The 13,869-nt window shown below is 66.4% G+C and carries 11 protein-coding genes; 7 read left to right on the top strand and 4 right to left on the bottom strand.

Features of this window, described 5'->3' with window-relative positions:
* Positions 1-326 precede the first annotated feature (326 nt).
* From AC1MH0_RS07580 to AC1MH0_RS07570, 3 genes are read left to right on the top strand one after another with little or no spacing between them, the layout of a single operon-like run.
* Positions 327-1,619: an Hsp70 family protein gene (locus AC1MH0_RS07580; protein ID WP_480965700.1), complete on the top strand. Its 1,293-nt coding sequence runs from the start codon at positions 327-329 to the stop codon at positions 1,617-1,619.
* A complete protein-coding gene (locus tag AC1MH0_RS07575; protein ID WP_480965378.1) occupies positions 1,616-2,278 on the top strand; it encodes a spermidine synthase in 663 nt (220 codons plus the stop codon). The genes AC1MH0_RS07580 and AC1MH0_RS07575 overlap by 4 nt, the downstream gene beginning before the upstream one ends.
* Positions 2,275-3,333 (top strand): AbrB family transcriptional regulator, encoded by a 1,059-nt coding sequence (locus AC1MH0_RS07570; RefSeq protein WP_480965377.1) that lies wholly within the window; start codon positions 2,275-2,277, stop codon positions 3,331-3,333. The genes AC1MH0_RS07575 and AC1MH0_RS07570 overlap by 4 nt, the downstream gene beginning before the upstream one ends.
* Before the next feature lie 135 nt (positions 3,334-3,468).
* Here the strand turns inward: AC1MH0_RS07570 and AC1MH0_RS07565 are convergent, their stop codons facing one another.
* Together AC1MH0_RS07565 and AC1MH0_RS07560 are read right to left on the bottom strand one after the other, a co-directional pair.
* Entirely contained in the window at positions 3,469-4,794 is a 1,326-nt protein-coding gene (locus AC1MH0_RS07565; protein ID WP_480965376.1) for a sigma-54-dependent transcriptional regulator, read from the bottom strand.
* Positions 4,791-6,533 carry a sensor histidine kinase gene (locus AC1MH0_RS07560; RefSeq protein WP_480965699.1) on the bottom strand — a complete coding sequence of 581 codons (1,743 nt, stop codon included), beginning with the start codon at positions 6,531-6,533 and terminating at the stop codon, positions 4,791-4,793. The genes AC1MH0_RS07565 and AC1MH0_RS07560 overlap by 4 nt, the downstream gene beginning before the upstream one ends.
* Positions 6,534-6,782: 249 nt before the next feature.
* On the opposite strand from AC1MH0_RS07560, the gene AC1MH0_RS07555 reads away from it, so the two are divergent.
* From AC1MH0_RS07555 to AC1MH0_RS07540, 4 genes are all read left to right on the top strand, one after another.
* Entirely contained in the window at positions 6,783-8,126 is a 1,344-nt protein-coding gene (locus tag AC1MH0_RS07555; protein WP_480965375.1) for a dicarboxylate/amino acid:cation symporter, read from the top strand.
* A gap of 52 nt (positions 8,127-8,178) precedes the next feature.
* Positions 8,179-9,717, top strand: coding sequence for an alginate export family protein (locus AC1MH0_RS07550; RefSeq protein WP_480965374.1), 1,539 nt, complete (start codon positions 8,179-8,181; stop codon positions 9,715-9,717).
* 221 nt (positions 9,718-9,938) lie between these two features.
* A complete protein-coding gene (locus tag AC1MH0_RS07545; RefSeq protein ID WP_480965698.1) occupies positions 9,939-11,135 on the top strand; it encodes an acyl-CoA dehydrogenase family protein in 1,197 nt (398 codons plus the stop codon).
* Between the two features lie 4 nt (positions 11,136-11,139).
* Positions 11,140-12,222, top strand: coding sequence for an acyl-CoA dehydrogenase family protein (locus AC1MH0_RS07540; RefSeq protein WP_480965373.1), 1,083 nt, complete (start codon positions 11,140-11,142; stop codon positions 12,220-12,222).
* A 291-nt stretch (positions 12,223-12,513) separates the two neighbouring features.
* Here AC1MH0_RS07540 and AC1MH0_RS07535 read toward each other — a convergent pair whose 3' ends face one another.
* Together AC1MH0_RS07535 and AC1MH0_RS07530 are read right to left on the bottom strand one after the other, a co-directional pair.
* Complete coding sequence (locus AC1MH0_RS07535; RefSeq protein ID WP_480965372.1) at positions 12,514-12,882, bottom strand: hypothetical protein; 369 nt, start codon at positions 12,880-12,882, stop codon at positions 12,514-12,516.
* 52 nt (positions 12,883-12,934) lie between these two features.
* Positions 12,935-13,852, bottom strand: a complete 918-nt coding sequence (locus AC1MH0_RS07530; RefSeq protein WP_480965371.1) for a LysR family transcriptional regulator — start codon at positions 13,850-13,852, stop codon at positions 12,935-12,937.
* Between the last annotated feature and the right edge of the window lie 17 nt (positions 13,853-13,869).

Genomic DNA, 13,869 nt, shown 5'->3' with positions numbered 1-13,869 from the left:
TTAGATGCTCGGCTTGCACCGTACCTGTATCAACGTGGCACGGGGAAAGCTCCCCTAAACCCAGTAACCGGCATACGGGTTTCATCCGGGTCGAAACGAATGAAATTTCAGAGTTGAAACGCGCAAAGGAAGGGGGGTGAACTCCTGTCCAATCGCAGAATGGACGCGAGACGTCGATCGGCTAGCGGCAGGCGGGGCTGTGGGTTTTTCCGCCAACTCGCGTTCGGCCAAACCCGTCCGATTAGGCCGCGGGCGCACGCGCGGGGTTGCCATCCCTGTCCCCGCATCGCCATAGGCGCGCGTTCATTGAAGGACGACGCATGCAGATGGACGCTGGCGGCCCCGCTTTGGGGCTGGACTTCGGCACGACCAACAGCGTCGTGGCGCTGGGAACGCCGGGTGGCACCCCCGAACTGGTGACGTTCGCCGCCCCTGCCGAGACGAGCCCGGTGTTCCGCTCGGCGCTGTGCTTCTGGCAGGACGACAGCGGCAAGGGGCTTGCGTCGGATGCGGGGCCGTGGGCGATCGCCGAGTATATGGAGTATCCGCTCGACAGCCGGTTCATCCAGTCGTTCAAGTCGGTCGCGGCGATGAAGACGTTCGAGCAGGCTTCGGTCTTCGACAAGCGTTATCGCTTCGAGGAAATGGGCCAGCTGTTCCTCGAGAAGCTGATTTCGCATGCTGGCGGCAAGCTTGACACGCGGCCGCACCGGATCGTCGTCGGCCGGCCGGTCGAATATGCCGGCGCGCGGCCCGATGAGGCGCTGGCGCGTACGCGGTATGACGCGATGTTCAGGGGTTTTGGGGCGGAGATCCATTACGTCTACGAACCGCTCGGTGCTGCCTACAGCTATGCGACGCGGTTGACCGAGCCGGCGACCATTCTGGTGGCGGATTTCGGCGGTGGTACGAGCGACTTTTCGGTCGTCCGTGTGGCCGAGCCGGGCGCGGCGCGACGGTGCACGCCGCTGGGGCATGCCGGTGTCGGGATCGCCGGCGATCGGTTCGATTACCGGATCCTCGACCGGCTGGTGCTGCCGATGCTGGGCAAGGGCGGCGCGTACAAGTCGTTCGGCAAGGAACTGGAGATTCCGCGCGCGTATTTCGCCGACTTCGCGGACTGGTCGCGGCTGGCGCTGATGCGCAACCGCAAGACGATGACCGAGCTGGAGCGGTTGCAGAAGACCGCGGTCGATCCCGACGCGATCGGGCGGATGATCGCGGTGATCGAGAACGAACTTGGCTATCCGCTGTACGATGCGGTCGGGTCGCTCAAGCGGGCGCTGTCGAGTGGCGAGGATGCGCATTTCCACTTTGCGGGCGCGGGGCTGGAGATCGAGGCGGACGTGACGCGGGCGCAGTTCGAGGGCTGGATCGCCGACGACGTCGTGCGGATCGAGGTGGCGGTCGACCGGGCCTTGGAGGTGGCGAACGTCGGTGGCGACGAGATCGACCGGGTGTTCCTGACTGGCGGATCGTCGCTGATCCCGCGCATCCGCCGGATCTTCGTCGAGCGGTTCGGCGAGGCGGCGATCATGAGTGGCGGCGAGCTAACCTCGATCGCGCATGGGCTGGCCTTGATCGGTGAGCAGGACGATATCGCGGCTTGGGCGGCATGATCCCGCGCGTGCTTCTCGGGACGGCGCAGGTGCCGGGTGGGGGTGACCTTCGCTTGCTTCAGCGTGGCGCCGAGTTCTCGATCATGCTCGGTGCGAACGAGTTGATGAACAGCCGGCTGAGCGGATCGGAAGAAGCGCTGGCGGAGCAGGCGTGCGACCGGATCGGTGCGCCGCCGGGTGTTCGGATGCTGATCGGCGGGCTCGGGATGGGGTTTACGCTTCGCGCGGCGCTGGCACGGCTTGGGCCTGACGCGGCGGTGGCGGTTGCGGAGATCGTGCCGGCGGTGGTCGAATGGGCGCGCGGGCCGATGGCGGTGCTGCACGGGGACAGCCTGACCGATCCGCGGACCCGGATTTTCGACGGCGACGTCGCCGCGGCGATCGCGGAGGGTGATTGGGACGCGATCCTGCTCGACGTCGACAACGGTCCGGACGGGATTTCGCGGCCGGGTAACGATCGGCTTTACGGCGCGCGTGGGTTGTCTCTGGCGCGGGCGGCGTTGCGGCCGGGCGGGGTGTTGGCGGTGTGGTCGTCCGCGCCGAGCAAGCCGTTCGCCACGCGACTTGCCGAAGCGGGGTTCGCGGTCGACGAAGTGATCGCGCGGGCGACGCGGAAGGGCGGCGCGCGGCACACGATCTGGTTCGCCACCAAGCCATGATCTGGCGCTGGGCTGTTTTGGTCGCGCTGTCGGCGGTGATCGCGGGGCTGCTGGAGGTCATCGGGTTGCCTGCTGGATTGCTCCTCGGGCCGATGGTCGCGGCGGTCGTGCTGGCGGTGCGGGGGTGGTCGCTGAGCGTGCCGACTTCGGCGTTTCGCGGCGCACAGGCGGCGGTCGGGACGCTGATCGCGGGGTCGATCACGACCGGGATCGTCGCGACGGTGGCGGATCACTGGCCGGTGTTCCTGATGGTCAATTTCGTCACGCTCGCGGCGAGCAGCGTGCTCGGGTATCTGTTGAGCCGGTGGCAGGTGTTGCCGGGGACCGTCGCGGTGTGGGGATCGACGCCGGGTGCTGCGAGCGCGATGGTGTTGATGGCGCAGGCGTATGGCGCGGATTCGCGGCTGGTCGCGGTAATGACGTACACGCGGGTCGTGAGCGTGGCGGTGGTCGCCTCGGTGCTGGCGGCGGTGATGGTCGGCGGCGGGAGTGGGCATCATGTTGCGGCTACGTGGTTCGCATCCGTAGACCCGCTGGTCGTGCTGCGGACGATCGCGATTGCCGGTGTTGGCGCGAGCGTTGGCGTCGCGTTGAAGCTTCCCGCCGGCGCGCTGCTCGGGTCGCTGGTGGCGGGGGCGGCGCTCAACGTCACTGGCGTCGCGCAACCGGTGTTGCCGCAGTGGCTGCTGGCGATCAGCTATGCGGTAGTCGGGTGGCGGATCGGACTGTCGTTCACGCGCGATACGCTGCGGGTGGCGGGTAAGGCGATGCCGCGGATCCTGTTGTCGGTGGCGTTGCTGATCGCGTTCTGCGGCGGGATCGCGGCGGCGTTGACGCGCTGGTGGGGGATCGATCCGGTGACCGCGTATCTGGCGACTAGCCCGGGTGGGATGGATTCGGTCGCGATCATTGCTGCGTCGAGTCCGGTCGATGTGCCGTTCGTGATGGCGCTTCAGGTGCTGCGGTTCCTGGGGGTGTTGCTGATCGGGCCGCCGCTGGCGAAGTTCGTGGCGACGCGGCAGGGCGGTGTGCCGCCGCCGGTCATTCCGACCTGAATCTGATCCTCCCCTGCAAGGGGGAGGTGGCTGGCTCTTGCCAGACGGAGGGGGAGGCATGCGACACGCCTGTTCCGAGTCCTCCCCCTCCGTCACCTTCGGTGCCACCTCCCCCTGGCGGGGGAGGATTGAGAATTACGTCTTCGTTGGGCGGTACGCCTCGACGTCGATGTCGTGGCGCTTGAGCTTGTCGTAGAACGTCTTTCTCGGGATGCCGAGCGCGGCCAAGGCCGAACGGACGTCGCCGCTGACCTGTTGCAGCACCGTGCGGATCGTTGCTTCCTCGAATTTGTCGACGCGGGCGGGGAGGGGGATGTCGCTGTCTTCGTCGACCGCCTCTTCCGCCTCGACTCGGAGCACGAGACGCTTGGCGAGGTTGTCGAGTTCGCGGACGTTGCCGGGCCAGTCGTGCTGGCCGAGATAGGCGAGCGTGGCGGTGTCGATCGTCGGGACCTCTCGCCCGAACCGTTCTGCCGCCTGGTGGAGGAGGTGGCCGAACAGCAGCGGAATATCGTCGCGACGTTCTCTGAGCGGCGGGATGCGCAGGCGTACTGCGTCGAGCCGGAACAGCAGGTCGGCGCGGAAGCGGCCTTCCTCGACCGCCTGTTCGAGGCCGGGTTTTGCCGCGGCGATCACGCGGAGGTCGAGCGCGCGGGGCAGGTCGCCGCCGACCGGCATCACCTCGCGTTCTTCCAGTACCCGCAGCAGCTTTGCCTGGAACGCCGGCAGCGTGCTCTCGATCTCGTCGAGGAACAGCGTGCCGCGGTTCGAGGCCTCGATCCGGCCGGTGCGCGGCAGGCGGGAGTCGCCGTCGTGGCCGAACAGCTCGATCTCGGCGACCGCCTCGGGCAGCGCGGCGCAGTTGACCGCGACGAACGGGCGGGAGCGGCGGTTGCTCCAGCGGTGGAGCAGGACCGCGACGAGTTCCTTGCCGGTGCCGGTTTCGCCTTCGACGAGCACGTCGATGTCGGCCTGCGCGATCTGGCGCATCGTTTCGCGGAGGCGGACCATTACCGGGGTTTCGCCGATCAGCGGTTCGGCGCCGACCGTTTCCTCGGCGGCGGCGCGGAGACGGCGGTTGTCGAGCACGAGGCGGCGCATTTCGAGCGCTCGGCGCGCGCCCGCGATCAGGTGATCGGTCGCGAAGGGTTTCGGGATGAAGTCGAACGCGCCGTTCTTCAGCGCGGCGACCGCCATCGCGACGTCGCCGTGGCCGGTCATCAGCAGCACGGGGATCTCGTGGTCGATCGCGGCGATCCGGCGGAAGAGTTCGAGCCCGTCCATCTTCGGCATGCGGATGTCGGACACCACCGCGCCGTCGAACCCGGCGGTCACGCGGGCGAGCGCGACGGTCGGGTCGCGCTCGGCGATCACGGCGATCCCGGCGAGTTCGAACGATTGCTCCAGCGCACCGCGGAGGACGTCGTCGTCGTCGACGAGCAATACCGCCTGCTCGCTCATGCCTTCACCAGGATCATACGGAAGATGGCGCCTTCTGGAGCGGGGACGAGGTCGAGCGTGCCGCCGAACTCGGTCATGATGTCGCGTGCGATGCCGAGGCCGAGCCCGAGGCCGTCCTTCTTGCTCGTCGCGAACGGGGTGAAGAGGTGGTCGGCGATGTCGGCCTCGATACCGGGGCCGTTGTCGGCGACGGTCAGCACGACATCTCGGCCTTTACGCCCGACGGTAACGCTGACGCGGGCATCGCGGCGGTCGGCGACCGCGTCGAGCGCGTTCTGGAGGAGGTTGACCAGCACCTGCTCCAGGCGGACGCGACCGGCGATCACCGTCAGTCGCGCTTCCGGACCGTTCGGCAGGTCGAGCGTCACGCCCTTCGCGCGGAAGCGGTCGCCGATCAGCAGGCGGACGCCGTCGATCGCCTCGTCGAGCGCGACGGGGCCGATCGAGCCTGCGCCGCGCCGGGCATAGCGCCTGAGCCCAGCGGTGATCGTGCCGATCCGGCTGGTCAGGTCGACGATCGACTGGAGATTGGTTGCCGCGCGCGCAGGTTCGCCGCGGTCGAGGAAGGCGGCGGCATTGTCGGCGAAGGTGCGGATCGCGGCGACGGGCTGGTTGATCTCGTGCGCGACGCTGGCGGTGATCGTGCCGATCGAGCCGACGCGGTTGGCATGGGCGAGTTCCTCGCGTGCCTGGCGGAAGCGCTGGTCGGACGCCTCGCGCTGCTCGACCTCGATCTGGAGGCGGTCGGCGGTGGCGCGGAGTTCGGCGGTGCGGCGCGCGACCTCCGCCTCCAGTTCCGCGCGCGCGCCGACGTTGCGCTTGCGTCGCTCGTAGAGCCACCACGCGCCGAGCATGGCCGCGATCGTCAGCATCGCGGCGATCGCGGTCGCCCAGCGCGTGCGTGCCGCGGCGGTGCGTAGCGCAGCGTCGAGCGGCTCCATATGGACCAGCCGCCAGCCCGAGATCGGTACAGGCAGCGACACGGTAATCGCAGGCGATCCGTCGGGCAGCCGCGAAACCCCCTCGGCGAGCGTCAGTGGGGCGGGGGCCAGCGGCGACGTCCCGAACTGGCGCGTCTCGACCAGCTCGGCGCGACGCGAGGGCGAGAGCGGGCGGGTGGTCCTAAATTCGAGCTTCGGATCGCTGGAGATCAGGATGATGCCGTCGGGATCGGTGACGAAGGTCGCCATCCGGTCCTGGATCCACGCGCGCGCGATCTTCTCGAACTCGACCTTGACCACGACCACGCCGAGCGGTCGCCCGGCGCGGTCGATCCGGCGTGAGAGATACAGGCCGGGGCGCCCGCTGACGCTGCCAAGCGCGAAGAACTCGGTTGCGCCCGACGCCATCGCCTTGGTGAAATAGTCGCGGAACCGGTAGTCGTGGCCGAGGAAGCTGTCGGGGCGCCCGGCGTTCGAGGCGGCGATCGTCATGCCCTGCGTATCCAGCGCATAGATCACTGGGGCGCCGGTGCGTTCGGCCAGCAGCGCAAGCTTGGTGTTGAGCGCGGGGTCGACTTTGCCCGACGCGAGTGCCGCGCGGACGTCGGGGTATTCGCCGAGCATGATCGGCAACAGGCGGTAGGTCTGCAACTCGGCTTCGAGCAGGCGAAGGTTGCTGCGCGTCTGCTGGACCGCGCGCATCCGCACGCCCGCGCGCGCATCTTCAGCGGCGCGCTGGCCGTAGATCGACGCGACTCCCGCGACGATCGTGCCAAGCGCCGCGAACGCCATCAGCACCGTCAACGCCGTGACGAAAAGGGAGGATCGGAGTCGCGTCATTTTGTGCGGATTATCACACACGCACCGCCCGCACCATTGATGAAATGCGGCGATTTCCACACGTCCGAACAATGGGTATGCTAATAAATGGCTAAAAACCAACGTTCTAGGCGCTGAAGGCGCTGCGCTTGTAGTCCTGGGTTCGGCCCGGCATTACCGTCGCACACAACGTCCCGCGTGATGGGACGAGGATAGCAGGAGGCGATGTTGACCCTACCCACCCAGGCATATGGCGTCGCGGAAACGCCCGCGCGGAAGCGCTGGAGCGGCCAGCTCTATATCCAGGTCCTGATCGCGATCGCGCTCGGCGCGGCGCTCGGGCATTTCTACCCGACGTACGGCGCGGCGCTGAAGCCGCTCGGCGATGCGTTCATCAAGCTGGTGAAGATGATCATCGCCCCGGTGATCTTCCTGACGCTCGTCACCGGCATCGCGGGGATGAAGGAGCTCGGCTCGGTCGGTCGCGTCGCGGGCAAGGCGTTCGCGTACTTCCTGTTCTTCTCGACGCTGGCACTGATCGTCGGCCTGATCGTCGCCAACGTCGTCCAGCCGGGCGCGGGGATGAACATCGACGCTGCCACGCTCGATACCAAGGGCATCGCGGATTACACCGTGAAGGCGCACGAGACGACGATCACCGGGTTCCTGATGAGCATCATCCCGGACACGATGGTCAGCGCGTTCACGGAAGGGAACATCCTCCAGATCCTGCTCGTCGCGATCCTGTTCGGTATCTCGCTGAGCCTGGTCGGCGAGCCTGCCAAGCCGGTGCTGAACTTCCTCGAGCGCCTCAGCCTGATCGTGTTCAAGCTGGTCGGCATCCTGATGCGCGCAGCCCCGCTCGGCGCATTCGGTGCGATCGCGTTCACGATCGGCAAATACGGGATCGGCAGCCTTGCCAATCTCGGTGCCTTGGTCGCGACGTTCTATCTTACCGCGGCGCTGTTCGTGATTGTCATCCTCGGCACCGTCGCACGGCTGACCGGTTTCTCGATCTTCAAGCTGATCAAGTATTTGAAGGCGGAACTGCTGCTGGTCCTCGGTACGTCGTCGTCGGAAGCCGCGCTGCCGAACCTGATCCAGAAGATGGAAGCGGCAGGCTGCGAGAAGTCGGTGGTCGGGCTGGTCGTGCCGACCGGCTATTCGTTCAATCTCGACGGCACGAACATCTACATGACGCTGGCGGCGCTGTTCATCGCGCAGGCGACCAACACGCACCTGACGCTCGGCCAGGAACTGTTGCTGCTGGTCGTCGCGATGATCTCTTCGAAGGGCGCGGCGGGCGTAACCGGCGCGGGCTTCATCACGTTGGCCGCGACACTGTCGATCGTGCCGACGGTGCCGATCGCGGGCATGGCGCTGATCCTCGGCGTCGATCGCTTCATGAGCGAGTGCCGCAGCCTCACCAACTTCATCGGCAACGCGGTCGCGACGATCGTCGTCGCACGCTGGGAGGGCGGTCTCGACCGCGACAAGCTCGACGCCGCGCTGTCGGGCAAGCTTCCCGAGTTCGTGCCGGCGGCGATCCCCGCCGCTGCTACCGCCCATTGATGCCGGCGGGGACGGCCAGTCCGTCCCCGTTCGCCAGTACCGGAACTTGCTTATGACCTCGATGACGATGCGCCGCTTGCGGCACGCGGCTGGCCTTGCCACGTCCGCGCTCTCGATCTTCGCGTTTGCGAATGTCGCCACCGCACAGGCCGAGGCGCCGCCGTCACGGCAGGCCAATGTCGGCGCCAAGGACGTGTCGAGCACTGCCGAAGCCTCGCCGATCGCCGAGAGCTATCCCAACGCCGCGATCGGCGACGGCGTGACGGCGGGCGGCTACAACCAGTCGCGCTGGGCGGAGGACTGGTCGAAGCTGCGCGATCCGAAGAAGCGCAAGGACATCGTCGACCAGCTCAAGTTCATCTCGATCGCGGGCGATGGCGACGTCTATCTGACGCTGTCGGGCGAGGCGCGGTTCCGCGTCAACGAGACCACCAACCCCAATCTGCGCGATGCCGAGGCACAGCGGCAGGATATCCTTCGCCTGTTCGGGGGTGCCGATCTGCACGTTGGCGAGCATCTGCGCTTCTACGGCGAACTCGCGCATGGCACGCTGGAGGGGCAGAATCTCGGAACCGCGTTGCCGAACCTGCGCAACAAGCTGGCCGTGCAGCAGGCGTTCGTCGACCTGACCGGGACGGTCGCCGATGTCGATGTCGGCGTGCGCTATGGCCGCCAGACGTTTGCGGACGGTCCCAACCTGTTGGTCGTGCCGCGCGACAACAACACGCTGTTCTTCGGATTCAACGGCTTCCGCGCCTGGGCGCGCACCGCAGGCGTCCGTGCCGACGTGTTCGACTTCAAGCCGACTGCGTATGGCAATGGCGGTACGCAGGACGACAATGCGGAGAGCGCACGGCGGTTCTCGGGCATCTCGACGGGCATCGTCGTGCCGGAGACGCTGTTCGGGGGCTCGAAGCTGTACGTCGATCCGTTCCTCTGGCGCCTGCGCAATCGCGCGGCGGTATGGGGGACGGACAATGCGCGCGAAGTCCGCAATTTCTATGGCCTGCACGTCTGGGGCGATGCGGGGCCGGTCAATCTCGATTGGACGATCAATTACCAGGGTGGTTCGTACGACAACCGTTCGATCAAGGCGTGGCTGATCCTGCTGGCGCAGACCTACAAGCTCGGCGAGGGCAAGTCCGCGCCGCGCGTCGGCTTCCACGCCGATTATGCGAGCGGCGGCGGCGCCTACGGTAACGGCACGTTGCGCAACTCGTTGGCGCCGTTCGGCAACAACATCTATTACAGCTATCAGCTGTTCGCGACGCCGACCAACCTGCTCGCGCTGGCGCCCAACGTGACCTTCACGCCGTTCGGCAAGCTGCGCATGACGGCCGAGTATCAGCGCTCGTGGCGCGATACGACGAGCGATGCGGTGTACCGTGCGAACGGCACCGCGTTTGCCGGCACGCAGAATTTCGGGGGCAAGAAGATCGCCGATACGCTGCGGTTCCAGGCGGTGTACCCGTTCACCTCGCGGCTGTCGTTCACCGGGCGTTACGAGCATTTGATCGCGGGGCCTGCGCTGACGAATGCGGGGTATAAGAACTCCGATTTCCTGGCTGGGTGGATCAGCTACCGGTTCTGATCCGCTCCGTCATCCTGACGAAAGTCAGGACCCAGAGCCAGGACCGTTAGCGCCTGTTACCCTGGGTCCTGACTTTCGTCAGGATGACGAGTGGGCGGCGATACCGTCTGGATTAACCTGCGTCGTACGGCACCACGTTTTCTTCGTTTTGGACCATACCGGTCCTTCAATTCCGCGATCGACTGTGGCACATGGACTCCAACATCAGGAGTCACATGGCCATGGATCTCAGCTTCACGCCCGAGGAAGAATCGTTCCGCGACGAAGTCCGCGCGTTCTTCCGAGACAAACTGCCCGCGCGTCTCTCGACGCTGGTCCGCGAGGGCAAGCGGCTGCGCAAGTCGGACATGGAGGAATGGCACGCGATCCTCAACGAACGCGGTTGGCTGGCGAACCATTGGCCCGAGCAATGGGGCGGTCCGGGCTGGAGCGTGATCCAGCGCTTCATCTTCGACAATGAGTCCGCGCTTGCGCACGCACCCCGCGTTGTGCCGTTCGGGGTGAACATGCTCGGGCCGGTGCTGATCAAATATGGCTCCGAAGAGCAGAAGAAACAGTGGTTGCCGCGGATCCTCGACGGCTCCGACTGGTGGTGCCAAGGGTATTCGGAGCCGGGCGCGGGCTCCGATCTCGCGGGCCTGAAGACGACTGCTGTCAGGAAGGGCGACGTCTATGTCGTCAACGGCCAGAAGACCTGGACGACGCTCGGGCAGCATGCCGACATGATCTTCTGCCTCGTCCGTACCGACGCGACCGCTAAGAAGCAGGAAGGCATCTCGTTCCTGCTGATCGACATGAAGTCGCCGGGCATCGAAGTCCGCCCGATCACGCTGATCGACGGCGAGCAGGAGGTGAACGAGGTGTTCTTCACCGATGTCGAGGTGCCCGTCGCCAACCTCGTCGGCGAAGAGAATATGGGCTGGACCTATGCCAAGTACCTGCTGACCTACGAGCGCACCAACATCGCCGGCGTCGGCTTCTCGATCGCGTCGTTCGAGCGGCTGAAGGAAGTCGCGCAGATGCAGAAGAAGGGTGGGCGCTCGCTGGCGGACGATCCGCTGTTCGCGGCGCGGATGGCGCGGGTCGAGATCGATCTGGCGAACATGCAGACGACCAACCTCCGCGTGTTGGCGGCGGTCGCGGGTGGCGGTGCGCCTGGTGCGGAAAGCTCGATGCTCAAGATCAAGGGCACCGAGATCCGCCAGGAGATCACCTCGCTGACGCGTCGTGCGTATGGATCATACGCGGCGCCGTACATACCCGAAGCTCTGGAAGCCGGGTGGAACGGCGAGGATGTCGGCCCGGAGGACGCGGCGATGGCGGCGCCGAGCTATTTCAACAACCGAAAGCTGTCGATCTTCGGCGGGTCGAACGAGATCCAGAAGAACATCATCTCCAAAGCCATTCTGGGTCTGTGATACCATGAACTTCGAACACACCGATGACCGCCGCATGCTCGCCGACACGCTCGTGCGGGCGCTGCGCGATGGGTATCCGATCGAGACGCGCAATGCGGGCGCGTATGGCGAGGCGGGGTATGACCCGGCGGTCTGGCAGCAGTTGAGCGAACTCGGCATCGTCTCCGCGCTGTTCGACGAGGCGGCGGGCGGCTTCGGCGGCAGTGGGTTCGACATCATGGTGGTGTTCGAGGCGCTCGGCCGCGCGCTGGTGGTCGAGCCGTTTCTGGGCGCGCTGATGGCGGGGCGAGCACTGGCGAAGGCCGGCGGGCATGACGAGACGCTCGCCGGGATCGTGTCGGGCGAGACGATCGCCGCGTTCGCGCATGATGACGGCGCGACGCCGGTGACTGCGACGGAGAGCGGCGATGGTTGGACGCTCAATGGGACGAAGGCTGTCGTTTCGCAGGCCGGTGCGGCATCGGTGTTCGTCGTGACGGTCGAGCAGGATGGCGACCCACTCGTGCTGCTCGTGCCAGCGGGTACGGCGGGCGTATCGGTTCGCAGCTTCAACGTCGTCGAGGGTGGCGCAGCCGGTGACGTGACGTTCGACAACGCCACTGTCGGCGCCGATGCGCGCGTTGGTGACGAAGGGCAGGGGCGGGCGATCGTCGATGCGGCGGTTGGGGCAGGGCTACTCGCGCTGTCGGCCGAAGCGGTCGGCGCGATGGAGTTCGTCAAGGAAGCGACGCTCGGCTACCTCCGCGACCGCAAGCAGTTCGGCGTGCCGATCGGCAAGTTCCAGGCGCTCCAGCACCGCATGGCGACGGTGTTGCTTGAGATCGAGCAGGCGCACTCCGCGGTGATCAACGCGGCGTCGGCGTTCGACGGCGACGATGCGAAGGCGCGCGAGCGGGCGTTGTCTGCGGCGAAATACACGATCGGGCGGACTGGCGCGCTGGTCGCGGAAGAGACGATCCAGCTTCACGGCGGGATCGGCATGACGTGGGAATACGCGGTGTCGCACTACGCCAAGCGGCTGGTGATGATCGATCACCAGCTGGGCGATGAGGACTATCACCTGCAACGGTATGTGGCTTTGGGCTGAGCGGGTTCGAAGCGTGGCCAAGCCGCAGGTGGGCTATATCAGCTGACCTAGGTTGGTTGAGCTAAGGTCGGCTCCGACCACACCGCGTTCCCCTCCCTGAAAGGGAGGGGCTAGGGGTGGGTAGGCTGCTTGGGATACTCGGCGCCAGCCAACCGGCCCACCCACCCCCAACCCCTCCCATCCAGGGAGGGGGGAGGTTCGTGCTGCTCCCGGTCGGTTCGCTTTCTACCGGGACAACATGAGCCGACCCGGTCTTGGCCGCTCATCCCCCCTTCCAGCAAGGGGAGTGCGTCAGGGCTGGAGCTCGGTTTCGGTTAGATCCCGTTCTGCGAAATCCCGCTCGATCGTCGTGCGCGACCTGATCATCGGCCGCAAGCGTACCCCCAGACAGATCACGGTCGGCCACAGCAGCGTGTTGATGATATCCAGCGAGGTATCCTCCCACCGCCACGACCCGAAGTTCAGCCGGTCCATGATCTCGTTGAACGCCTCGCCCGCGACGACCACCCACCACGGAATGAACGTCCCGAACGACCGCCGCGTGATCAGCCGCGCGATCATCAGCAGCGCCATGCCGGCGTGGATGTGGAGGATGATGTCGGGCAGGCCGGTGCCGTCGCCGATAGCGTCGATCATCTGGTGATAGAGTTTGGGGATCACGTGCTGCTCCGGCGTCGGCGATGCTGCCGTGCAACATCGATCTATACGGCGCTCAGTCGAGAGCGGCAATCGAAGGGGACGGCACGCCCAGCATCAGGGGCTTCAGTTCGCCGATCGTCGCGTCCAGCCAGGCGATGAACCGGTCGATCCGCGCGATCCGGCGGACGTCGCGGTGGACGACCAGCCAGAACGAGCGCTGGATGTCGACTGCCTGTGGCAACACGCGAACCAGCCCCGGTACGCGGTCACCAATGAAGCACGGCAATATCCCGCACCCCGCGCCCGCGGCGATCAGCTCGGCCTGCGCGACGATGCTCGAACTGCGGATCGAAGCATCGAGCCTGCCGTCGATCTCCGCGAGATAGCGGAGTTCGGGGGCGTAGATCATGTCGGGGACATAGCCGATCAGGCGGTGCCGCATCAGATCCGCGGTCGTCGCGATCGGTCCCGTCCGCGCGAGGTGATCCGGATGCGCGTAGAGGCCGAGGTGATAGTCCGTCAGCTTTCGCGCGACCAACGGCCCACTCTTCGGGCGCGCCAGCATCACCGCGATATCCGCCTCTCGCCGTGAGGGGTTTAGGAAACCGGTCGACGCGATCAGGTCTATCGCGATCCGCGGATGCTGGTTGGTGAACGACGCGAGACGCGGCGCGAGGATGCGGCTGCCGAACCCTTCCGAGACGCTCAAACGGATCGGCCCCGCGAGCACACCCGCGTCGTTGCCGACCACCTCCTGGATGCCGAGCGCGGACGCCTCCATCGTCTCGGCATGGTCGAGCAATGCCGCGCCGCGCTCGGTCAGCGCGTAGCCGGCCACGGTCTGTTCGAACAACGTCGTCTGGAGTCGACGTTCAAGTCTTTGCAGCCGCCGCGAGACTGTCGTCGCGTCCTGCCCGAGCAGTTTGGCGGCTGGCCCGAGCCTGTGCGTGCGCGCCAGAGCGAGGAAATACCGGACGTCGTCCCAATCCATGAACGCCTCACCCCATG

The sequence above is a fragment of the Sphingomonas sp. AP28 genome, from assembly GCF_056680455.1.
The sequence above is the reverse complement of the archived record's forward strand: the minus strand, read 5'-3'. Positions and strand labels throughout refer to the sequence as shown.

What these genes read in the sequence shown, in the direction of transcription:
- AC1MH0_RS07580 (WP_480965700.1), top strand. Translation starts at nt 327, where the DNA reads ATGGACGCTGGCGGCCCCGCTTTGGGGCTGGACTTCGGCACGACCAAC.
- AC1MH0_RS07575 (WP_480965378.1), top strand. Translation starts at nt 1,616, where the DNA reads ATGATCCCGCGCGTGCTTCTCGGGACGGCGCAGGTGCCGGGTGGGGGT.
- AC1MH0_RS07570 (WP_480965377.1), top strand. Translation starts at nt 2,275, where the DNA reads ATGATCTGGCGCTGGGCTGTTTTGGTCGCGCTGTCGGCGGTGATCGCG.
- AC1MH0_RS07565 (WP_480965376.1), bottom strand. Translation starts at nt 4,794, where the DNA reads ATGAGCGAGCAGGCGGTATTGCTCGTCGACGACGACGACGTCCTCCGC.
- AC1MH0_RS07550 (WP_480965374.1), top strand. Translation starts at nt 8,179, where the DNA reads ATGACCTCGATGACGATGCGCCGCTTGCGGCACGCGGCTGGCCTTGCC.
- AC1MH0_RS07545 (WP_480965698.1), top strand. Translation starts at nt 9,939, where the DNA reads ATGGATCTCAGCTTCACGCCCGAGGAAGAATCGTTCCGCGACGAAGTC.
- AC1MH0_RS07540 (WP_480965373.1), top strand. Translation starts at nt 11,140, where the DNA reads ATGAACTTCGAACACACCGATGACCGCCGCATGCTCGCCGACACGCTC.
- AC1MH0_RS07530 (WP_480965371.1), bottom strand. Translation starts at nt 13,852, where the DNA reads ATGGATTGGGACGACGTCCGGTATTTCCTCGCTCTGGCGCGCACGCAC.